The sequence below is a fragment of the Acidaminococcus sp. AM33-14BH genome, assembly GCF_003603525.1.
Lineage (GTDB): Bacteria > Bacillota > Negativicutes > Acidaminococcales > Acidaminococcaceae > Acidaminococcus > Acidaminococcus intestini.
The window spans coordinates 192,088-215,578 of the sequence record NZ_QTNG01000004.1 but is presented as its reverse complement, the minus strand read 5'-3'; the positions used below and the strand labels follow the sequence as shown (position 1 = coordinate 215,578).

Annotated in this window: 16 protein-coding genes and 1 other annotated feature; of the genes, 1 reads left to right on the top strand and 15 read right to left on the bottom strand. The window is 51.6% G+C overall.

Features of this window, described 5'->3' with window-relative positions; translation table 11 throughout:
• Positions 1-54: 54 nt before the first annotated feature.
• The 6 genes from ileS to DW817_RS04775 form a co-directional block, all read right to left on the bottom strand.
• The gene (gene ileS / locus DW817_RS04800) at positions 55-2,799 is read right to left on the bottom strand and encodes an isoleucine--tRNA ligase (protein ID WP_045171805.1); all 2,745 of its coding nucleotides are present in this window, start codon (positions 2,797-2,799) and stop codon (positions 55-57) included.
• 93 nt (positions 2,800-2,892) lie between these two features.
• Positions 2,893-3,106: a binding site (T-box leader), on the bottom strand.
• Positions 3,107-3,168: 62 nt separating this feature from the next.
• Positions 3,169-3,960 (bottom strand): RNA methyltransferase, encoded by a 792-nt coding sequence (locus DW817_RS04795; RefSeq protein WP_009014828.1) that lies wholly within the window; start codon positions 3,958-3,960, stop codon positions 3,169-3,171.
• Positions 3,957-4,616, bottom strand: a complete 660-nt coding sequence (locus tag DW817_RS04790) for a TrkA family potassium uptake protein (protein ID WP_009014829.1) — start codon at positions 4,614-4,616, stop codon at positions 3,957-3,959. Before DW817_RS04790 ends, DW817_RS04795 begins: the two co-directional genes overlap by 4 nt.
• A 10-nt stretch (positions 4,617-4,626) precedes the next feature.
• Positions 4,627-5,955: a TrkH family potassium uptake protein gene (locus tag DW817_RS04785; RefSeq protein ID WP_009014830.1), complete on the bottom strand. Its 1,329-nt coding sequence runs from the start codon at positions 5,953-5,955 to the stop codon at positions 4,627-4,629.
• A 6-nt stretch (positions 5,956-5,961) separates the two neighbouring features.
• Complete coding sequence (locus tag DW817_RS04780; protein WP_009014831.1) at positions 5,962-6,975, bottom strand: alpha-hydroxy-acid oxidizing protein; 1,014 nt, start codon at positions 6,973-6,975, stop codon at positions 5,962-5,964.
• Positions 6,976-7,063: 88 nt separating this feature from the next.
• On the bottom strand, positions 7,064-7,393 hold the full coding sequence (locus DW817_RS04775) for a helix-turn-helix domain-containing protein (protein WP_016459604.1): 330 nt from the start codon (positions 7,391-7,393) through the stop codon (positions 7,064-7,066).
• Positions 7,394-7,531: 138 nt separating this feature from the next.
• Between DW817_RS04775 and ygiD the strand changes: the two genes are divergently transcribed.
• Complete coding sequence (gene ygiD, locus DW817_RS04770) at positions 7,532-8,299, top strand: 4,5-DOPA dioxygenase extradiol (RefSeq protein ID WP_021736936.1); 768 nt, start codon at positions 7,532-7,534, stop codon at positions 8,297-8,299.
• 54 nt (positions 8,300-8,353) lie between these two features.
• Here ygiD and DW817_RS04765 read toward each other — a convergent pair whose 3' ends face one another.
• Genes DW817_RS04765 through DW817_RS04725 form a run of 9 tightly spaced genes read right to left on the bottom strand, consistent with a single transcriptional unit; the run spans position 8,354 to position 23,130 of the window.
• Positions 8,354-9,991 carry a polysaccharide deacetylase family protein gene (locus DW817_RS04765; protein ID WP_021736940.1) on the bottom strand — a complete coding sequence of 546 codons (1,638 nt, stop codon included), beginning with the start codon at positions 9,989-9,991 and terminating at the stop codon, positions 8,354-8,356.
• 3 nt (positions 9,992-9,994) lie between these two features.
• The gene (locus tag DW817_RS04760) at positions 9,995-11,020 is read right to left on the bottom strand and encodes a glycosyl hydrolase family 18 protein (protein ID WP_009014835.1); all 1,026 of its coding nucleotides are present in this window, start codon (positions 11,018-11,020) and stop codon (positions 9,995-9,997) included.
• Between the two features lie 23 nt (positions 11,021-11,043).
• The gene (locus DW817_RS04755) at positions 11,044-12,927 is read right to left on the bottom strand and encodes a hypothetical protein (protein WP_021736939.1); all 1,884 of its coding nucleotides are present in this window, start codon (positions 12,925-12,927) and stop codon (positions 11,044-11,046) included.
• Positions 12,924-14,726: a glycosyltransferase gene (locus tag DW817_RS04750; protein ID WP_016459607.1), complete on the bottom strand. Its 1,803-nt coding sequence runs from the start codon at positions 14,724-14,726 to the stop codon at positions 12,924-12,926. Before DW817_RS04750 ends, DW817_RS04755 begins: the two co-directional genes overlap by 4 nt.
• Before the next feature lie 10 nt (positions 14,727-14,736).
• Positions 14,737-15,624, bottom strand: a complete 888-nt coding sequence (locus DW817_RS04745) for a polysaccharide deacetylase family protein (protein WP_021736358.1) — start codon at positions 15,622-15,624, stop codon at positions 14,737-14,739.
• A gap of 12 nt (positions 15,625-15,636) precedes the next feature.
• Positions 15,637-16,968 (bottom strand): nucleotide sugar dehydrogenase, encoded by a 1,332-nt coding sequence (locus tag DW817_RS04740; RefSeq protein ID WP_120111228.1) that lies wholly within the window; start codon positions 16,966-16,968, stop codon positions 15,637-15,639.
• A 52-nt stretch (positions 16,969-17,020) separates the two neighbouring features.
• Positions 17,021-18,700 (bottom strand): hypothetical protein, encoded by a 1,680-nt coding sequence (locus DW817_RS04735; protein ID WP_021736368.1) that lies wholly within the window; start codon positions 18,698-18,700, stop codon positions 17,021-17,023.
• 1 nt (position 18,701) lies between these two features.
• Complete coding sequence (locus DW817_RS04730; protein ID WP_021736407.1) at positions 18,702-21,806, bottom strand: EAL domain-containing protein; 3,105 nt, start codon at positions 21,804-21,806, stop codon at positions 18,702-18,704.
• Between the two features lie 16 nt (positions 21,807-21,822).
• Positions 21,823-23,130 carry a GGDEF domain-containing protein gene (locus DW817_RS04725; protein ID WP_021736398.1) on the bottom strand — a complete coding sequence of 436 codons (1,308 nt, stop codon included), beginning with the start codon at positions 23,128-23,130 and terminating at the stop codon, positions 21,823-21,825.
• Positions 23,131-23,491: the final 361 nt, after the last annotated feature.

The following is a 23,491-nucleotide window of genomic DNA, read 5'->3' as shown; positions in this document are numbered from 1 at the left end:
TAAAAGGCGATTTAGTTGTGGGGCACCCCAACATTTGACAAAGAACCCTTTTTCTTAGTCGCTGAGGACTTCGATGCAGCGATGGCATAAGGTCGGATGGTCCGGATCCTTGCCAACGGTGGGATCATAGTTCCAGCAGCGTTCGCATTTTTCACCTTCAGCGGCTGCGACAGCCACGGTCAGGTCGTCGCGCTCAGTCTTCATCCCGCTATCTGTGCCTTCATGGATAGCAGCCTGGGAAACAATGAGCAGGGTTGGCAGGTCCTTTTCCAAGGGCTTCAAGAGCTCATAAGCTTCACCCGTGGCATAAAGGTCGACCTTGGCATCAAGGGAGTGGCCGATGGTCTTTTCCCGGCGTGCATTTTCAAGGACCTTCGTGATTTCGCCGCGAATAGCAATGAAGTGTTCCCATTTTTCCATCTTGGCTTTGTCCAGATATTCTTCATGGAGTTTCGGCCATTCCAGCATAAGCACACTTTCCGGAGCGCCTGCCGGTTTTTTCATGAACTGGTACACTTCTTCCATGGTAAAGCTCAGAATCGGAGCGAGCATGACGATGAGGTCGCTGAGAATCTCGTACATGGCCGTCTGTGCACTGCGGCGCTTCTTATCATCCTTCTTGCTGGCATAGAGGCGGTCCTTGATGATATCAAGGTAGAAAGAGCTCATGTCGACAGTGCAGAAATCATGGATAGCATGGTGGACGACATGGAAATCATAATTTTCATAGGCTTTCTCGACGTCTTTTTTGAGTTCCTGGAGACGCATGAGGGCCCACTGGTCAAGTTCTTCCATTTCGGCAAAAGGAACCTTCATGGTTTCAGCGTCGAAATCAGACGTATTGCCCAAGATGTAGCGGATGGTGTTGCGGATCTTGCGGTACACTTCGGAAACGTGTTTGATGATTTCCTTAGAGACGCGGACATCGCCTTTATAGTCCGTGGAAGAAACCCAGAGACGAACGATATCGGCACCATAATCCTTGATGATGTCCTGCGGGGCAACGGTATTTCCGAGAGACTTGCTCATCTTGCGGCCTTCCCCATCAAGGGTATAGCCGTGGGTCAGGACGGCACGGTACGGAGCCTTACCCGTCGTGGCAACGCTTGTCAGAAGGGAAGACTGGAACCAGCCACGATGCTGGTCGCTGCCTTCAAGGTACAGGTCAGCCGGCCAGGTAAGACCGGGGAAATGGTTGAGGACAGCGCGATGGGAAGACCCGGAGTCGAACCAAACATCCATGATGTCCGATTCCTTACGGAAGTGGGTACCGCCGCATTTGGCGCACTTCGTACCTTCCGGCAGCAGTTCTTCTGCCGTATGGGCCCACCAAGCGTCGCTGCCTTCCTTTTCGAAGATGGCAGCCAGATGACTGATTGTATCAGGGGTGATGAGCGGTTCTCCGCAGTCTTCACAGTAGAAGATAGGAATAGGCACGCCCCAGACGCGCTGACGGGAAATACACCAGTCATGACGGTCACGGACCATATTGTGGATACGGGCTTTACCCCAGCTCGGGATCCACTGGACATCATTGTCAATGGCCTTCAATGCATCTTCACGGAACCCATCAACAGAGCAGAACCACTGTTCCGACGCGCGGTAGATGATGGGGTTCTTGCAGCGCCAGCAGTGGGCATATTGGTGATGGATACTTTTCTTGCCCAACAGATGGCCCGTTTCCGCCAGATGCTTGATGACAAGACCATTGCTATCAAAGACAAAATGACCTTTGAAGGCTTCCCCGGCTTCATCGGTATAACAGCCCTTTTCATCAACAGGGCAAAGGATATCAAGGTGATATTTAAGGCCTGTCAGATAGTCAACATCACCATGACCAGGAGCGGTATGGACGCAGCCCGTACCAGTTTCCAGGTCAACATAGTCACCCAGGCAGACGAGGGATTTACGATGGTTATATTCCGGGAAAGGATGTTCACATTCCATGAATTCCATATCCCGGCCCTTCGTTGTTCCAAGGACCTTACCAAAGATGATGCCGCATTCCTCAGCAACTTTCCCGACAAGTTCACTTGCCATGATGAGGACTTCATCCCCGTATTCAACCCAAGCATATTCAAAATCAGGATTGACCGTAACAGCGACATTTGCTGGGATGGTCCACGGTGTCGTCGTCCAAATGACCATGGATGTCTTCTTGCCCTGTGCGCCTTCCGGTGCCTTGTCCTTTGCATCTACAAGAGGAATCTTCACGTAGATGGTCGGAGTCTTTTGGTCTGCATATTCGATTTCAGCTTCCGCCAGGGCTGTTTCGCAGTGCGGACACCAATAAACGGTCTTCTTGCCTTTATAGATATAGCCTTTGTGGGCCATTTCCCCAAAGACGCGGATCTGTTCGGCTTCAAAAGCCGGCTTCATGGTGATGTAAGGATGATCCCAATCGCCTTGGACGCCAAGCCGTTTGAACCCTTCGCGCTGAATATTGATCCATTTCAAGGCATAGTCATGGCACATCCTGCGCAGTTCAAGGGCGCTGAGTTTATGACGGTCAACGCCCACTTCCTTGAGGCAGGCATGCTCAATCGGCATCCCATGCGTATCCCAGCCCGGTGTATAGGGGGTATCAAAACCGCGGGCATATTTATACTTCAGGATGATGTCCTTGAGGATCTTATTGAGGGCATGGCCTAAATGGATCTTGCCATTGGCATAAGGAGGGCCATCGTGAAGAATGAACTTTTTATGTCCTGCGTGGGCCTTCAGTTTCTTTTGATAGATACCCTTCTCCTTCCAGAATGTTAAAAAGTCCGGTTCCCTTTTGGGAAGCCCTGCGCGCATAGGGAAATCTGTGGCAGGAAGGTTCAGCGTGCTTCCATACCCTTCATTTTCTTTTGACACTTGCTCCACCTCCAAAAAATAAGACCCCGTCCCCTAAGGGACGAGGTTTAACCCGTGGTACCACCCTCATGACAGGCTTATCCTGCCACTTTGTATGGGATAACGGCCATAAGACGGGTCATTCTACTGTGATTTCGATGACCAGCTCCGGAGTGATCTTCTTTCTCATTTCCTTCTGTCCAGGCTCACACCCTCCCCGGATCGCTCTGCCAGAAATGGGAAGTACTGTCTCCCTCATTGCATTGTCGATATACGCTGATATTATACACTCACGGTCTGGGTACGTCAATCATTTGGGAAAGGAGAAAATCAGTTCCGTCCCGGATCCTGCTGCACCATGGCTTCATAGAGCAGGATGCCTGCAGCAACGCCGACGTTAAGGCTTTCCGCTTCCCCCAGCATGGGAATCTTGACGCGGGCGGCACTTTTTTCCAAGAGACTGTGAGAAACCCCTTCAGCTTCACTGCCCATGATGAGCAGCGTCTTTTGGGGATATGTGAAATCCCGCAAGTCAGCGGCGCCATCTAGGGCTGTTGCCACCAAGGTCCAACCTGCCTTTTGGGCAAAGGTCATAAGGGCGTCTTCCGTGATTCCCGTAAAGACCGGGATATGGAAGAGGTTTCCCATGGCTGCACGCACTACCTTGGGGTTATAAAGGTCGGCACTGCCAGAAAGCAGGATAACGCCTTGGGCATTCATGGCCCGTGCGGTACGGATCATGGTTCCGACATTTCCAGGATCATGGATTTCGTCAAGAACCAGGATCAGCCCCCTTTCAGGATGGACCGTTTCAAGGCTCCTTTCCTTAAGGCGGACCAAAGCGGCCAACGATTGGGGCTCTTCCGTTGCCGTCAGTTTTTTCATGATGTCCCCAGTCACTTCATAATAGGGAATGTCTGACCCTTGAGCCTCTTTTTGGAAATCCTCAGGAAGATCCGTAAAAAAGTAAGCCGTCACGGTCCACGAAGACGACCGGACTTCCCGTACAGCACGGACCCCTTCGACGAGAAATAGGCCTTCCCTAAGGCGGTACTTTTTTTGCTGCAGGCTGGCGGCCTTCTTCACCGTTTCGTTCTGGAGGGATGTGAGACGTTTGATCATAGTTCCTCCCTCAGCTTTTCAATATCTTTCTGGGTGCCGATGAGCACCAAGATGTCTCTCGCAATAAGCGGTTTTTGCGGATCCATGCTGATTTCCGTCTTTTTATCAGGGTGCTTGACGGCTACGACATTGACGCCAAAACGACGTCTTACATCAAGGTCGACCAAGCTCTTGCCGACAGCCCCAACAGGAGCATCCAGTTCAACAAGGCAAATGTTGTCGGACAGTTCCACAAAGTCGAGGATGTTGGTAAAGCCCAAACTGTGACCAACCCGCCGCCCCATGTCCCGTTCCGGGAAGATGACGGACGTGGCGCCGATTTTTTTGAGCATCTTTCCGTGGATTTCGGAGGAAGCCTTGGCAAGAATGGTCGCCATACCGGCTTCCTTAAGGATCATGCAGCACAGAAGGCTTGGTTCCAGGTCCCCGATGGCAATGATGGCTGCGTCAAAGTTCCGCAGGCCCAGACTCTTGACCACCGTTTCATCAATGGCCTCACTGACAACAACATGGGTCAGCTTATCGGCCATTTCTTGGACTACTTCTTCGTCATGATCAATGCCCAGGACCTCATGGCCCATTCCGACCAGGGTTTCCGCAACGGACGCGCCAAAACGCCCCAGGCCCCAGACAACAAACTGTTTCTTTTTGTTCATAGTTATGCTCCTAGCCAATGATGATCTTTTCTTCAGGATACCGGATCAAGGCTTCCCTGCGGCGAGCCGTAAGGGCCATGACAAACGTCATGATGCCTACACGTCCGGCATACATGGAAAGGATCATGATGATCTTCCCGCCTGCCGTAAGATGCTGGCTAAGTCCGCTGGAAAGTCCCACCGTCGCATAGGCTGAAACCACTTCAAATAGGGCCTCCACAAGGCTTGTCTCCTCTAGATACGTAATGCCAATGATGGCAAGAAAGATCCAGATGATGGACAGCGTGGTAATGGCAAAGGCCCGATGGATAGTCTCCTGGTCAATGCGCCGCCCAAAAATGACACACTCCGGCTTCTGAAAAAGCACTTGATGCGCGGAAAGGATCAGCAAGGCAGCCGTTGTCGTCTTGATGCCGCCGCCCGTTGATGCCGGGGAAGCTCCAATGACCATGAGGAGCACCATAACAAGGATCGTTGAAGTGCGCATCTGCATCAGGTCAAAGGTATTGAAGCCTGCCGTACGGGCAGAAACGGACTGGAAGAAACTGGCCATCCATTGGTCACCGACCGATAGGGTTCCAAGGGTCCTTCCATTGTCAAATTCCATGACCTGGATGAGGAGCGTCCCAAGAGCGATCAGGGCCACTGTCGAAACAAGGACGAGCTTTGTATGGAGCCGGTAGTTCCGAAAGTGCCGGGTATGGACCACGTCACTCATGACGGCAAAGCCTATGCCGCCCAAAATGATGAGCAGGGCAATGAGGCCGTTGACCACCGGATCATGGACATAGCCCACAAGGCTCTGATAATTGCCAAAAAGGTCGAAGCCAGCATTGCAGAAGGCGGAAATGGCATGCCAATACCCATAATAGATGCCCTTGAGGCCAAACTGCTGATAAAAACGCAGGGCCAGGGCCGTTCCAAGGACCCCTTCCACAACAGCCGTATATTTGGCCACGCGCAGGCTCATGCGGACCACGCCGCTCATATCATTCTGGTTGAGTGAGGCCTGGATCAGCATGCGGTCCTGAAGATTGATGCGCCGCCCCAGGGCAACGGAAAAAAGCGTGGCAAAAAGCATCAGGCCCAGTCCGCCCAATTGAATGAGACCAATGATGACCAACTGACCAAAAAGAGAAAAAACCTTTCCTGTATCACAGACAACAAGACCTGTGACACAGGAAGCAGAAGTCGCAGTAAATAAGGCATCAAGAAAAGGCATCCACATCCCATCCCTATGGGAAATGGGCAGCATCAAAAGGAAAGCGCCTGCAAGGATCAGCCCCAAAAACGTCAGGGCAACCACTTGATTAGGAGAAAAATGTTTTCCTTTCAGCAAAGAAGGTTACCTCCGAATCATCTCGCCCGTAATTTCACGGAGCGTAGCTGCCCCGCACATTTCCATCGTATCCTTGAGTTCAGCCCCCAATTTATCAACAAGGCAGCGTACGCCTTCCTTGCCACCGCCATAAACAGCATTGACAAAAGGTCTGGCAATAAGGACGGCATCGGCGCCCAGGGCAAGAGCCTTGAAAACATCAACGCCGGTACGGATCCCGCCGTCAACAAAGATTTTGACCTTGCCGCCCACAGCAGCCGCGATTTCCGGCAGGACTTCGGCCGTAGCAGGGCTCTGGTCCAGGACGCGTCCCCCGTGGTTGGAAACGACGATAGCCGCAGCGCCCGCTTGGGCGGCCTTGACGGCTCCTTTGACGCTCATGATGCCCTTGACGATGAAAGGCACGTCCGTGAGGGCAATGATTTCTTTCATTTCTTCCACCGATTTGCTGCCAGCAGGCGGCACAAATTTTTTAAGGAAGGGAAGGCCAGCTGCATCTACGTCCATAGCAACCGCAAGGGCTCCCGAAGCCTTGACAAGGTCCATTTTTTCCCTGATCATCTGCATGTTCCAAGGTTTCACCGTCGGAATGCCCACACCTTGGCAGTCCTTGATGGCGTCCGTGGCCCCGCGCATGACTTCCGCGTCCATGCCGTCGCCCGTAAAAGCAAGGATACCTGACTCAGCACAGCCCGGGACGAGCTGGGCGTTATAGGTCACATCATTATATTTATCACTGTAGTGCATGGCAACCGCACCAACAGGACCGGCAAAAAAAGGATAGGCAAAAGAATGTCCAAACAGGGACAGACGGGTATCCGTTTCCCTTTTTTCGCACAGCGTATCCATGACGACGCGGACTGTCTGCCAAGCCTGATAATTGCGGATGGCTGTGTCCCCTACCCCCTTCGCGCCAGGTCCAGGGATGGTATTGCGGCAGGCAACGCCATTGCAGATTGGGCAGCCATGGCATTTGCCAAGGCATTTCCGTGCATTTTCAACAAGTTCTTTATAATCCATGAAAATAACCCCCATACAGTAAAGTATACTGTTATCATTATACCACAAGGAACACTTTTCGCTTCAAAAACGCCGGTGTCCGGCTCCTCTATTTTTGCGTCCTCAAATAGGCGATGTATTCATTTCCCCAGGTCTCGATACTGCTAAGCACGGGGCCAAAACGGCGGCCCATATCCGTGAGAGTGTACTCCACTCGGGGCGGGACCTCGGCATAGACATGACGCGTAATAAGACCGTCCTTTTCCAGGGCCTTTAACTGAGAAGCAAGGGTTGCGTGGGTAATGCCCGTTGCTCGTTCCAGCTCGCCAAAGCGTTTTGTTCCATCATAGAGCTGATGGAGCAGGATAATGGCCCATTTGCCCTGCAGGAGCCGCTGGGCAGTCACAAAGGGACAGACCCCAAAATCATCGTGTTCCATGGCATTTCCTCCCAAAGGTCAAGCAATTCATACTAAGTCAGTCAAGAAACCGTTCTTGTTTTCATTATAGAGCGGGATTATAATCAGAGCAAGTTCAAAAAATAGCGTTTTATCGAAATGATAAAGGAGGTCTCCCCTATGAAAAGAATGCCTGCATTATTTATTGGCCACGGCAGTCCCATGTTGGCTTTGGATCATAATGAAATGACAAAAACCTTGACTGAACTAGGCAAAAGGATCATCACGGACTATGGCCGGCCCAAAGCGATTGCCGTCGTTTCCGCCCATTGGTACAGCCGAGGCAGCTACGTCAACGCCGCGCAAAAACCGGAACAGATCTACGATATGTACGGGTTCCCCCAAGCCCTTTATGAAGTCAGCTATCCAGCTTTGGGCGACCCGCAGACAGCCCGCCGCATCCATGATCTTACAGGGGCCGTCATGACGGAAGACTGGGGCATCGACCACGGGGTATGGACGCTTTTCGTCCATATGTTCCCTGATGCATCACTTCCGGTTGTTCCCCTCAGTGTCGATGGGACCCTTTCCCCTCATGATCAGTACGCCTTTGGAGAAAAACTGGCCGCCCTGCGGGAGGAAGGCATTGTCGTCGCAGGAAGCGGAAACATCGTCCATAACCTGATGCAGACGGACTGGAATAACCCCCACGGTTCCAAAGAGGCGGACGAATTCGACGCCTTTATTACGGAAAAGGTCCAGGAACGCGATGATGAAGCAGTTCTCACCTATCGGGACCACCCCCTTGCTTCCTACGCGGCACCCACGCCGGACCATTTTTTGCCCCTTCTGTATCTTTTAGGGGCATCCAAAGGGGAAACACCGGAAGTCTTTAACCACATCCGCAACCTGGGCAGCATCTCCATGACAAGCTATCTTTTCCCCTAAGCGCAGAAAAGACCGTGAAAAGAAGCGACTTTTCGCTTTTTTCACGGTCTTTTTTTATTTCATTTGATCATATCCAGGGACCAAATAATCGGTCAGGTACCCCACCTTGAATTTTCGGGGGTCGTCTTCCCGCAGCAGTTCATTCTGGGTGAGGACGATATCCAGCGCCTGCGGAGTGAAACGGGCTGTACCGCTCATGTGCATGATGATGATGGAACCCTTGCGGACCCTTTGCCGAGGCGTATAGATTCCTGCCTTGATGGCCCCCACCAATTGGGAAAGGCTGTGGGCGGCATAATCCTCGGTACTTTCATAGCCAGAGACCAAATAGGTATAGCCTGTGTTGAAAAGCGCCTTGGCTCCGTTCTCGCTTATGGCAAGGGTGGGCGGACGAAAAAGACGGGAAAGGCTATAGCGGCCGCCGACCTTGACATCTCCTACGGTTTCTGCCAATTTTCGATAGGCCTCAGCCACATTTTCCGCATAGGCTTCTGGATTTTGGGATTCTACGATTTTTCCCTTTTTATCCCGAAAGGCCATGGCGGCATGAAGGTCCGTATGGCTTCCAATGGTATGCCCTTCCTCTGCAATGGCCCGTAATAGATTCGGATTGCTCGGCATGTAGCGCGTAATGATGAAAAAGGTGGCCGGCACCTTATGTTTGCGAAGGACATAAAGCAGCTGATTGATGGTATTGTCCGTCCCCCAATCATCAAAGGTCAGGAAAATGGTCCTTTCAGGAGCCGTCTTGATGACGCCGCTTTTATCGGCTTTGCGGATCACATCCTGATCGAGGCCGTACATCCGGTCCTTATCGTCAACTTGCGGCGCGCCGATATAGTGGGACAAAAAGACCTTGGAAAAATTATGCTGGTCCACAGGGTAAGCAATGGTTCCCGGCTGGAGGGCCTCGGGAATCCGCTCCTTAGGAACGGGATAGGTCCAGCGCTTTGCCGTATCGCGGAGAACATCGCTGACGGAAAGGACTTCGTAGGACGAATCGTTCCGGGGATTTGCTTCCGGTTGGTCCTGGAAGGTTCGGTATGTATTGACGTCGACCTTTTCCTTATGGATCCTTGTCATGACTTTGCCGATAAGGGTGGGATCCGAAAGAAAATCCAGACGGAAATAGAGAATCTGTCCCCGTCCCAAGGAAAAGTCCCATTTTTTGAAGACAGCGTTCATGATTTCATCCGTTGACATGGCGTCTTTGAGCCGGGTCAGGACCACATTGCGTGTCTGTCCCACCAAGGTGAGGTTCATTTCACGAGCGACGTCCTCAACAATGGTTGAGGAAGGGCCATACATTTGCCGCACCACGGTCGGTGTCACGCCATATTCTTTTTGAAGACGCGTCCTTATGCGCTCCAGCTGCCCTTTGACCGCGTCCCGTGTAGGAGCGTCCCCAGGGCGCAGACCTATGCCAATTTCCTGGCCATGGTTCTTGATGAGGCGAATGGTTCCTTGATTTTCCCGCAGTTCACGCTCCGTCACAAAGAAGGTGCCCCGCAGCTTTTCTTCATCCATTCGCTGGAGTACATCGGCTACGGTTTGGGCGTTTTGCAGACCGCCAAAGGTAAAGATGACGGCCTGTTTGGTTGTTGGAATGATGGTTAGTGCCTTTCCGGCTTCGCTTAGGGAAGAAAAGCCAACGCACAGACAGAAAAGGTACAGCAAGATGAGTTTCTTCACGGTTTACTCCTTCCCTCCTTCCCCTGTACGGGAAGCAAGCTGTGAAAGATTGCCGCTGCCCCCGAGGGACCAGAGGAACACGTGGGGATAGCCAGCTTCCAGGGCCGCTTGGCTCCAGGCTTCAAGGGTCGTAACGTCAGCATACCAAACAGTCATGGTGTGTCCATCGGCTTCATAGGAAAAATGGAGGGCCGCGCTGGCTTCATCCCGCTGGGGAACCTTTCCATATTGTTCAGCAAGGGCCGCTGCCGCCTGTTCAGAAAGGAAACGGCCTTCTTTTCCGTCCTTCCAGATTGCGCCACCCATCGAAAAGGCAAGGGCGGCCTCCCCCCTGAGGGCATCCATCTTCTTCATCGTTCTGCGAATAAAGGCCAGATCGGCCTTGGGGCCGGGGCCATTATGGGGACCATGGAGGTTATAGGCCATGACGACATATTCAATGTTCTTCGGGAAAGGGGCACCAAATGGCGCCGACGGTTCCAGGATGACGCGGACCTTGAGATGGCGCCGTGCAGCCTGCGTTTCCAGTTCAGAAAGAAAACGCAGGAAGTGTTCCTGAAGACGGGTATCGCCCTTTTTCCAAAGGGTTTCATAGTCGATTTCGACGCCTGAAAAGCCGTGCTTTTCCGCAAGATCAAGAATGGATACAGCATGCTTTTTGCGGCTCTTTCCGGTTGCAAGAAGGCTGGCTAATTGTTCCGTATCCTTTAAGCGGCTCGTTCCATCTGGGAAAACCACATCATTGACAATGGTAAGATAGGCCCCGTCTGCAGAAATCGCTGGTTTTTGGAACCTTTCAGGGAAAACCAATTCCTTTCGGTCATTAAAATACGCGGCAAAATATGAAATGTCCTGGAGGCGGTCCTGAAGGACCTGGGCTTCTTTTTCCCCTTCTGCCCGGTTCCAATAGGGAATCCATGCCGAAAGGGACAAGTGAGCACTCATGCCTTCCCGGGTGGGACCTACTAGACTCAAAAAGACCATGAAGACCAGAAAGAAAGCCCAGCGGTGTCGATGAAAAGTGATCATAGGGCAGCAAATTCCCCTTTCTTTTAGATATAACGAAGGAACCAATTCAAGATGTCTTCCCAGTATTGCCCGGCTTCATACCGGAACCGGTCAAGGCCAGACAGCTTAAGAGAATAAAGGACCTGCTCCTTTTCGGGATCAAGGCCCGTTTGGGAATGGATAACAAGGTCTTCAAAAGTCGCGTCATACACACTTTCAGCCTGGTTCTTTTGGCTCCAGCTTTCATTTTTCCCCATGTCCGCCCCCAAAAATAGACAACCCGGATCAAGGATCAGGACGGATAGCGGATCAAGGGCTTTCCCATCGAGGGTGATGAGCAGCTGATCATCCTGAAGGGAAAGGGTGAGGCTGTGGCTTTCCCGGGCATTTCGTTCCAGCTTCGGTTCATAGGGAGCAGCCCCCTCCTTGACAGAACGGGCTGGTTTCGCCTTTCGTGCCGCTGCTTTTTGGGCATACCGCTCAGCAGCCTGTCTAGTCGGGGCATAACGGGCAAGTGTCTCATAGTCCTTGACTTCCGCTTCCTTCTGAGCTTCTTCAACAGAAAGACGGGGCCTATCAAGGAGCACATCCACATTTTCCTGCAGGAGCGGTGTATCTTTCCCATGGCGCCGTTCCGTGACGATGAGCCTGCCGCCGCTTAGTTCCACGATAAGGCATCGTGAAAGGTCTTCACTTGCCCGCAGGAACAGCTGCTGACGGCCAAAGGTGTTGCCCGTAAGACGAACGGATAAGCTGAAATTTTGATACGCTTTGCTGCCCAATAGTTCGGTCAGCCCAATGCCATAGGGAGCCGTCGTAAGGATAAGGGAATTGCCCGTGATTTCCGAGGCGCCAGAATAGTGTTTCCACGCTTTTTGGCGCTTTTCGTCACCTTCTTCAAAGGGAATCTTCCCCATGCTTTTCGTATCGGCGGCAACGCGCATCAAAAGGTGATTGACAGGCCATTTTGTACCCGGTTCCAGGCGGGTCAGGTCGTAAGGGCTGCTGTTATGGGCATTGAATGAACTGCCTTCCCGATTGAAATTGATGGTAAAGAGCCGGCGGATCCACTTTTCATTGACCGCGCTCACATCGTCCTGGTTGCCAAATTGGGTGGTGTTGGCATGCATGAGGGCGTAGGCTTCCGGGACAAATCCTAATTCTCGCTGGTACGTATCGCGAAGGTTCATATAATCAAAATCGATCCGCCGCACCATATGCTGGTAGCTTTCCCTTGCATAGCCATCCTTATCGCGGAGATAATCCATGAGGTAATGATTGTAATTGCGTCCCAGGCTGGAACGCAGCATGGAAAACTGCAGCGGCGTCAGCTCGCCCAGATAATTGTGGTAGCGGTCAAAGACGTTGATGAAGTGCAGCCGGTACCCATCACTTCCCATATCCCAGAAGGACGAATCCATGAGGGACTGCATGTCCCGCTTGCTAAGGAACTTGGGATCCTTGGATTCCAGTTTTTCCGCATAGGAAAACATGGTGGCATGGAAATTATATTTTTCCAAGCTCTTTTGGGCAAAAATAGCCGTATCCCGGCGCCCATCCTCAAACATCAAATACAAAGCCCGCGGCGGAAGGCGTTTTCCTTCATGATAATAGGCGGCCACGTCTTTACTGGTGACTGTGACATAGCCGGCTTTCCGAAGGGCCGCCAAATGGTCATTTAAAAGAGGTTCCCCAATAAGGTCCGAGGTTCGCCCCGTCCGGTCAACGCCGCCATAGGAAAGGGCAATGAATCCCGTATTGAGAGTGGAACTTTCCTCATCCTCAGCATAGGGCGTATAGGATTTAAGGAAAAAGAAGGCATAAAAGATCCCCAATAAGACCAAAAGGAGGATAATAAACTGGATCAGGACACGCCGTTTCTTGCGGCGGTCCTTGAGCACCGTATAGGCATGATCTCCAAGGCTCATGGCTTCATCTTCCCTCCTTTTTGGGGTCCTACGTCAGCAGGTGTGGGACGGGTCCCCCAATTGGATTTCCAGAAGGTGAACCAAGCCACGGGCATCTGCCAGAGCAGGACCAGCTCGTAATAGATACAGAACCACAGACCATAAATCCAGGTTGTACTCCGCCGCAAAAAAAGCTGGGCAAGACTCATCAGGGCCGCCATCAGGAACATCCCGACAAAAAAGCCCAAGGGGACAATTCGGTACATGATGGGGACATAGAAGACATTATAGAGCACAATGATGGGAGCAATAATGGGAACCAAAAATCCCATATAGAAGAAAATGGCGGCAAACGGTTCCTTTTTCCACATATAACGAGCCGCAATCAGGGATTCCCGCAGCCAGGACCGTTTCCAGCGCATCTGCTGCCGGAGGAACATGCGGTGGGTATTGGGGACAATGGTGGAACAGATAGCCGTATCCTGATAAGTTGTGCGATGTCCGCGGAGAATAAAGTTCGTCATGCTCCGGTCGTCCCCAAAGGTCGCTTTCTGTCCCAGGAACGTCTGGTGCAGCCACGCCTCCTTATGGGCAAGGACAAGATCCTTGCGATAGCACGAAAGCGGTCCCGACAGGCAGGTCACGGCATCAAAGTAGCCTTCCGCCGCTTTCATGATGCGAAAGGCAATATAATAGCGGACAGACTGCATCTTGGTCAGGGAATTGGTATAGGTATTGGCCACGTCAGTCCTGCCCGAAACGCCGCCCATCTTTTCGTCCTTGAAGGGTTGGACAAGATTCCTGACGGCATAAGGGTCAAGAAAGGAGTCTGAATCCACAAAGACGAGGAGGGGCTTTGTGGAAAGCTCAGCTCCGCGGGCCATGGCTTCCCTCTTGCCCATATTCTGAGGCTGACGGATCCAGCGGATCCGCTGGTCCGTGTGGAAAAGCTGATCCGATGCGGTCAGGGAATCAATGGTCTTTTGGATCACTTCACAGGAATGGTCCGTGGAATGATCATCGACAACGATGACTTCCAGCTGCTCAGGAGGATAATCTTGGTTGATGGCGCAAAGGATGGTCCGATCGATCCACGTCTCTTCGTTAAAACAAGGAATGATGATGGTGACCCCCGGCGTAAAATCGGGATCCACCTTCATAGGCCGGTAGAGCGCGCCAAAAAGGTAGCGTGATAACAGCAGGGTAGCGGCAATGATGCTATATAAATAAAGAGTCTTGTTGAACCGGAAATAAAGGACCGATTCAGCCCGCATCATGATGATGACAAAGACAACCACAAAAAGGAAAAACGAAGCAAGCCCCAGCATATAGCGGCCGCGTTTTTTATTGGCAAACTCGGCAAGCGTGTCCGCAAACTGCACGCCAATAAAAAGGCCCTCCGCATTCTCTTTATGGAACGATCTAACAACCGTGGCCCCTAGGTCCTTGATTTTCATTTCGTATCCTTCAGGCAGGGTTCCCGGGGTTATTTCAAAAGAAAGGGAAAGCGTTGTTCCTTCAGTCAGCAAGGATTCGTCACAGCCTAGCTCGGCATGAAGAAGCATGCCCGTTGTTGAGATGTCAAGGGCCCGTGCCTTGATACGGTCCTTTTCTACACGGACGGTAACTTCATAATCCACGAGATAGCGCCGTCCCGCAGCATCTTCCCTGATATAGGCACCAAAATCCTCAGGGCCCCGTCCGCCGCCGTTTCCTCTGCGGCGGTCCCGATGGCTGCGCACGCCCGATGCATCCGGCACATGGGATAACAATCGACGGTCTTTTTTCTCCCTCGTGAGGACATCACAATGTTCTTTCACAATCCTTCTCCTACAATCCAACAATCTTAAGGCCCCGCTGTTGAAGGGACTCAATCAAGACCTCTACTTTTTCCGCTAAACTGGCCCCGTCCGAAGCCGCTTTTTCGGGACGGTCCTTGACTGTGGGCGGGTGCTCGATGGGCCCATTTTTCCCGGTTTGGACCTTGGGCTTTTTAGGTCCGCCCACGACGGGAACGCCGCTTTCCACGGCAAGGATGCTCCCCCCACCCACGCCAAGGGCAAATGTTTTGACGTTGTCTTTGGTTGCCATCTGACTGGGGTAAAACAGGAGGGGTGTATCTACATATACGGGAAGACCAGCCGCGGCTGTCCTTACCAGAAGGTCGGCCGTAACCTTCGTTCTTGGGGCCCGCATATATTGCGGAGCTGACCCGGTAAGATCCGTTAGGGCCGTCTGGGCAGCCACAGCTTCCGCCATAAACTTAGCAATCGGCAGGGTCTCTGCCTGGGCCTGTCCATGGAAGGTAAAGTTTCCCAGCAAATGACCTTCTCCTTTGATCTTGCGCACAAGCTCCTTGTCCATGGCCGCATTTTCCCCTTCTACAAAGAACAAGGCCTTCACCTGATGGCTGCGAAGAACCGCAAGAAGCCGCTCGGTATCCGTCTTGGAGGGCAGTCCATCAAAAACAAGGAGTACCGAAGAAGAGTCAGGACGAGCAAGGAGACGGGCCGGTCCAATGCCCTGTTGATAGCGTTCAACCGCCTTTTTGACGGCGTCTTCCGAAGCCTCGTAGGAAGCAGCCGGTTCAGCCATGAACCGCGTGATGTCCCGGGCATTGAGGTCTTTTACCATTCCCTTGATGACATACATTCCGCCCCCAAGGAAAAGACAAAAGATAAGGACCAGTCCCACTTTTAGTTTGGTTTCACTTTTCATGGGCACTTCCTTTTATAGACTCCAGTAAAGAAATCCTTTTTCTTCAAAAGCTTTCCGTTCAAACATGCCCTTGACGTCAATGAGGACCTGTTTCTGTCCTGGTTTTGGCCGGCGGAACAAGCTTGCCGCCTCGTCGATCTGCAGCTTTCGGAAGACTTCATGCTGGACCAAAAAAACAATGCAGTCCGCATCATGAACAGCTTCCAAGGGCGTCAGTTCGAGCCCATAAAGACGGCTGACTTCTTCTTTATCGGCACAGGGATCGACCATTTTGGGAGAAAGGCCGCACTTGCGGAATTCCTCATAAACATCGTAGGACCGGGAATTTCGGACATCAGGGCAGTCTTCCTTGAAGGTCATGCCAAAAAGGAAAAGATTGGCCCTGCAGATATCGATCTTGGCCTGCAGAAGCCGGGTCTGGACCTGGCGCACCACAAAACTTGACATGCCATTGTTGATGCGGCGTCCGGCAGAAACGACCTGGGAATGATAGCCCAAGGTTTCGGCCTGGTAGACAAAATAGTAGGGATCGATGCCGATGCAGTGTCCCCCTACAAGACCGGGATAAAAACCCAGGGCATTCCATTTGGTATTCATGGCCTTGATGACTTCCTTGGTCTCAATGCCCATTTGGCTAAAGACCATGGCAAATTCATTGACGAGGGCAATATTGATATCCCGCTGGGAATTTTCGACCAGTTTGGCGGCTTCGGCGACCTTAATGGTGGGAGCGCGATAGATTCCAGCTTCAATGATGGATCCATAGACGTCAGCCACTGCATCCAACGTTTCCCCGTCCATTCCGGAGACAATCTTGACAATGTTGAAAAGCCGGTGCTGGCGGTCGCCCGGATTGATGCGTTCCGGTGAATAGCCAATCTTAAAATCAGGCCCGCAGGCAAATCCGCTTTCTCGCTCCAGGATAGGACGGCAGATATCTTCTGTCACGCCGGGATAGACAGTTGATTCATAAACGACGATACTGCCCCGGGAAAGATGGCGGGCCACAAGGGCCGTTGCCTCTTTGACCGCCGTCAGGTCCGGTGTATTGTCCCCATTGAGTGGGGTTGGGACAGCGATGACAAAAAAACGCGCATCTTTCAGCGCTTCTTCCTGGGCCGTAAACTGGCAGTCCGTTTCCTTAAGGGCTGCGTCCCCTGCCTCCCCTGTCACGTCAACGCCCGCCTTGTAGCGGGCCACCTTTTTTTCATTGGTGTCAAAACCGATGACGTCATAGTGTTTGGCAAATTGGACAGCCAGCGGCAGCCCCACATAACCCAATCCGACGACAGCCAGTTTTGATTTTCTGGCGGTCAGATCGCTGCATAGATCAATAGCATTCATCCTTATTTCCTCTTTTTCCTTTCACTTTGACAGACAAGGCCGCCAAAGACATTCATTTCGTTCCTTCCGTCTTATCCTGATCTTCAGGTTCCTCATTCCCGTAATTCTTGAAATAGTAGGAAAGGCCTGCCCAGAGGGTGCGGCTGCGCGTCCCGTACTGAAGGTCTTCCAAATCATCGTACTCAAGGCTCAGGACCCAGTCGCGGGTCAGCGTGTAGGACAGACCCAGTCCATAGCCCTTGAATCCATGCATATAATCAGCCACCCCATTCATGGTATGTTCCACGTAAGTTGCCCGCGGCTGGTAGTAATACTTGGCATAGGTATAGAGGTTGCCCTTTTCCCAGCTGTTTTCCTCGCCGCGGCTCAAGGAAAAGACACCGCCGCTGCCGCCGGGCTCTGTTTCATCGTGTCCCAAAAGATACTGGGCTCCCACACGCCACCAGCCACCAAGAGGCATCTCATAACCAAGCATGCCGATGTTCCGGTTGTTGCCCCCATCCATGCGGAACCCGTAGGCCCCTAAAGAGAGTTTGTGCTCTCCTTTTTGGTAAATGGCAGTAAGTGCCGTAACTTCATCGGCCTCATTGACCTTGCCGAAAGCCCCTTCGTAGTACCAGGGATGATGATCGCCATAGGCGACTTGTATGCCCTTGAACCGGCTGTCATAGATATTTCCCTCTGCCAAGGTCTTACCGAAAGCACCGGCCATGACCATGACTTTTCCGACAGCCCCTTTCAGGTAGTACCGATCAAGATCAATGGTCCCGTTCATGCTGTCATCGCCATGGAGGGCCTTCTCGCTTTCAAGCATCCCGATAGCATGCCAGTTATTATCCAGGTTGTAATCCATGTAGATCCTGGCGCGCAGCCGCAGCCGGTCATCAGGGAACTGGATCCGCTTCCGTTCCGGATCGACGGCATGATGGTTGGACGTATCATTGTTATCAATCCGAAGTTCCCCATCAATCTTGAATCTTTTGGATAGATCGACGGCCGGTTCCGGCGTTTCAAGGACGGCGAGGTCCTGAGCGCGTTTTTCCTCATAATAGCCAAGGTCTGCCAGTTCTTCGGCATATTCAGCCTGTTTGCGGGGTAGGTCCGTCAAGGTTTCCGTCGGGACGGACGGGGCTTCTGCCAAATTTTTCCCTTCTTTCAAGATTGCCGCGTCAGTTGATGCAGGAGGAAGAACTCCCGAAGGCGCTTTTTTTGGCGACACAAGGCCTGCCATTTCATCCAGCACCCCATCCCTTCTTGCCGTCAAGGCTGCAAGTTGGCTTCTTGCCGGCTCGAGCCTTCTTTTGATAAGAGCAAGACGGACGCTGGCATCTGTAAGGATTTTTTCCCGATGCGAAGCTTCTTTTTCAAGGGGGGCCATCACTGCTTCATCGCCGCTTTGAAGGGACGCGTAGATCTTCTTTTTTTCCGTCTCTTCAAGCGCTTGCTGAGCTTTTTCATAGGCTGAATAGGCTCGTTTGTATTCCTTTTCAAGGACGCTTACCATGGCCGCTTCCCGGGCCGTAAGGCGCGACAGTTCAGAAAAGGCTGCCAGCTGTTTTTTCACCGCTTCCTGACGGGTCGGGGCATCCGCCTGAGAAAGGGCCAGTCCCACTTGCCGTGCCGTCTCTTTTCGAGTCGGTTCAGCTTCGGCAGCACGGGGCATCGCAAAAGGGAGGCTTAGGAGCACAATCCCCCAAAGGATTTTAGGATAATCAATTCGATATAACCTCACGTTAATTTCCTTCCGTGGTCGCTAGGTATCCATACGTAAGATCCTGCATTTTCTTACGTTTTTTCTTATCTTCGTACATCCGCTGATCAGCAAGTTCCTGCAGGGCATCCATGTCCTCTGTTTCGGAATAGCGGGCAATGCCCACGGATATTCCACCCAGGTAGGACCTACCGTCAATGGACAGGGGCGCTTTGAGGGACTGCTGGATTTCCTGCTTGATCCGGCGGATGTCTTCGGATCCAACAATAGGCAGGAGGGCAATGAACTCATCGCCTCCCACACGGGCGACGACCCCATAATGGTTAAAGATCTTCTGCAGACGTTTGACCCCTTCCTGAAGGACCATATCGCCAAACCCATGACCATAGGCATCATTGCAGTGTTTAAAATCATCCAGGTCCATATAGATCAAGATGAAGTCAAGGTCCCACTTTTGATAATTATCCACAAAATGGGACTGTGTTTCCTTGAACCCTTGGTAGTTCAATGCGCCTGTCAAGGCATCTATAACGCTTTTTTTCTTGAGTTCTGCCTGGATCTGGGTAAAACGGGTCACATCGCGGAACCAAGAAAGACTGCCGACAATTCGTCCGCCTTCAATGAGGGGAATCTTGTTCATCATGACCGTGCGGATCATACCTTTGGCCATGCAGTGGACCTTTTCCTCCGAAATGACCGGAATCTGCCCAAGGAGCATTTCCTCTTCCCGGTAGGTGGGGTCAAATTCTACATTCCAGCCCAGTTCCTCTTCCGACTGACCGAGGATATCATCCAGGGAAGAAAGGTTGAAATAATGCAAAAAAGCATCATTGGCCCCCAGGAAGCGGCCCCTGACATCTTTCCAGTACACGTTCATTTCCGGTAAATGGATCATGGCTTCCCAGAGGACCTCTGGCAAAATGGCGTCCGTCTTATCCAGCTGGGGAGACGGAACCAGCTTGTTTCGCGCCAAAATAGGTTCCATGGGCCGAGGCATCTGGGCCCCCATGAAATGGCGCAGGTTGACCGTTCCGCAATAGACCTTGACATCAGAAGGCTCCCCTGAGAGCCAGACCAAATGGAGCTGCCAGCCATTGCGATTTTCCTGTTCACTGCTCGTGACCCTGAAAAAAGTGGAAAGATAGCCACATCCTGATTCATTGATGCGAGTGACCAAGGTGGCTAAATCATAAAACTGCAGAAAGCGCTTCCAGTCTTCCGAGAAAACGTGCCGCCTTGCCCATTCCCGCAAAAACAAAGGCAGGGGCAGCCGTTCGATTTCATCGATCACGCTCATTCCCACCTTGATCCGATGGACGGTCTGGTTTGTCAGGTTAAGGGCAAAGAAGCTATCAAAAAGAGAAAAAATCCCATTCATGATGCTCTGGACAGCCGCCTTTCGGTCCTTGAAAGCCGACGTGCGGACACCGGTCAGAATGATGAGAAAAGCTTCCGCGCCATTTGACTCATTTCGGGCAATGGGGTCAATGCGCAGGGTACAGACTTCATTATGACTGAGGACCTCAATGGTGATGCCCATTTGCGTATCCTGACACTGCTTGATGGCCTGCAGAAGGTTCCTACGGTAAAAAGTCCCTGCCTGTCCCATATATTCATTGAAAGCCGCGGAATCACGAAATGCCAGCTGCCCTTCCCGCGCCGTAAAGGCCGCGTTCGTTTCAAGAAGGCTCAGCTTCCCCGCCTGATATTCGACGATGCAGGCAGGCAGGGAGGGAAGGACCAGCCGTTCGTCCTTGCCATGGGAAACCGGTTCCGGCATGGCCTGCACCATGTTGCAGCAGCCCACGGCATTGTAATACCGGCAATTGGATGCCGTTTCATCCGTATCCCAGATGGCAAGATCCAACAGTTGGGCAAACGGGATGGGCCGGCTGTAGAGATATCCCTGCATCCGTTCACAGCCCACGCTTTGGAGATACTCCAACTGCGCTTCGGTTTCAACCCCTTCTACAAGAGTCTTCATCCCCAGCTGCTTGACCATGGCAATGAGGGCCCCGATGATGAAGTTTCCCCGGTTGATATGGGCACTGCCCACAAGAAAGCGCAAGTCAAACTTGACCAGATCCACATCCAGATCCTTGAGGAGACTCAAAGAGGAAAAACCGCTTCCAAAATCATCCATCCAGACTTCATAGCCATGATCCCGCAGATCCTTGATCTGGTCCTTGAGGACTGATACATCATCACAGAAATCACGTTCCGTAACCTCCACGCACAGAGCATGGTCCGGCACGTGATATTGTGCTCGGAGCCGGTCGAGCTCCCTGCGGATCTCACAATTCTGGAAATCACTGCGGGAAAAATTGATGGAAATGGGCAAATTGACATCAGGCCGGAGCTGAAGGTCCTCATAAAGACGGCAGACTTCTTCGGCAACATAAAGATCCAATTTAGTGATCAGCTGCGTAGCCTCAAGCGGTTTGATGAAGATAGAGGGCAACAAATGGCCATACTGGGGGTCATCCCAACGAGCCAAGGCTTCTGCCGCACAGGCCTTACAGGTCAAGGTCCGGACAATGGGCTGGAAGAAAACCTTGATATCGTGGTTTTTCAGGGCCTCTTCCAAATGGGTCACCACATAGTGATCGATGGCCAAATGTTTTTGAAGGTCTTCGTCATATTCCCGGTAAACCGCCTGATAGTCCTTTTTGATATGGGCACAGGCTGCTTTGGCATAATCCGAAGCGGTAATGGGGCTGATCTGGGGATTGGAAACAATGAATATGCCTGCCTTTAAGTCAAGCTGATTGTTGCTGCGCAGGGAAAGCGCCTTCTTATGGAGATGGATCAGCCGCTCCCGCACATCCGGGACCCCGGTCACAACCGCAAACTGTATGGAGGCACCGCGCGTAATCAGGGCATCGGGAAAGGTCTGATGGATCAGGGCAGACACTTCCGTGAGCAAATGGGCCCCTTCACTGATATCCCCCTGCATATTGATGAATCGAAAATTTTCAAGATCAAGGAAAATGTAGCAGGCCTTCTTCCCCTGCTGGAGAAGTTCCTTTTGGAGCTGTTCGGCCTGCATCCAGAAATCACTGGTGCTGTCCAGACGATTTCCCTGCGCTTCCTTTAATTTGGCAATGTCGTATGCTTGAACATTCATAAGAACACCTTCTTCTTCAAAGACACGGCACTTGCGATTTCTGGCCGAGGGGCATCATGACGAGGGTTCCATAATAAGGAGACGTCATCTTCATGGAAATCAACATCTCTTCCTGGAGAAACTGGCTCTTGATGCGAAAGGTTACATTTTCCTTTTCATTGGCCATTTTATGGATATACGCCCACAGGGGCTGATCCGGAGCCTTGAGCAGCGGCATGATGGAACGATTGGTCCAGCGTTCAGGACGCATGTTAAAAAGGTCGGCAAAGGCCTGGTTCACGACCTTGATGCGAATGTTTTTAATTGCCCCCACGCTATCACGTTCCACGGCGAAGACAAAAAATGGCGAAGGCACGGTATCGCAGTTGATGCGAAGGGACAGTTCCTCCGCGCTGTTTTGATGGTATACAGGCGCCTCCTGTCCCATTTTTTCATAGAATGCCCTTTTTTCCTCGTACATACGGCGGTCGGCTTTTTCTTTCAAGACGGAAAAATCCATCGAAAACTGCGGAACCCATACAACGCCCACGGCAAGATTGATGCTCCGGGACGCCATGAGCATACGGATTTCCCTGACCTTTTCCAGAAAGGACGCTTCCTTGATGCCATCATCGAGAATGATGAATTCATCCCCACCAACGCGAAACACCTGCTTTTTATCAAAGACCTGAATCAAGGTTCCCGTAACCCGGGTCAAAAGGTCATTGCCCGCCTCATGGCCATAATTATCATTGATCTTCTTAAGCCCCGAAACATCAGCGAAAATGACGCCCAAGCTTGTTTCATCCGATAAATGGTCGAGGGCGGAAAGAAGCCGATTGAAATTGCCTACCCCGGTCAGAGGATCTGTATAACCGAGGACCTGGAGCCGTTCAATGAGCTTCCAATTGTAAAGAAGGGTCGAGACAAAAAAACCAAGCAGCCGAACCGATTGTGAACTGTCATGGTGCGGCTTATCCGGGTCCTTATCAAACCCGATGATGCCAATGATGTTGCCATGACGCTTCAAAGGGGCCGCATAGGCCTTTTCCGTCTCTACGACCTCTTGTGTCCAAATATGGGGAAAACGGGCTTCAATCTGGGAGGCCGTGAAGACTTGATGCATTTCCCGCTCTGAAACAGCGGAAACCTTCCATTCATAGGTCATAATAAAACTGTCAGGACCAATCTTTTCCAAAATATAGACCCGTTTTCCATCAAGATGCTGACTGAATTGGGCCATCAAGTTTTGGAAGGATTCCTCCGGACTATTTCCATCATCATAGAAGGGATCCTGATTGATACTGACGCCATAAGGTGACCATATGTGGTTTTGTGAAGCCATGATGCCGTTTTCCTCGCTTTCTCCCCCACAATGAGGGTAAATAACCTAATCAGTTGCTGTTTGTTGCCAATATTTCCCTCTCATTCCCATTAAAAACAAGCAATATAGTCGTATTATACATGATGAAATATCCTTATGACAATAAGGCTCATCTAGACGCTGCCAAGATAATCCGTTCCATCATAGGTTACATTTATAATCATTATTAAGTGGAAATTTTTGATAAAGACCAATTCTTATTGGCGGAATTTTTTCTGATTTGGGATGAAACGGACTCTTTCCCATATAATGGGGACCTCCCTGGATAGAGTACAAAAAATAAGACTATTTTCTTGAAAATTCTTTATTAATAAATGTTCTA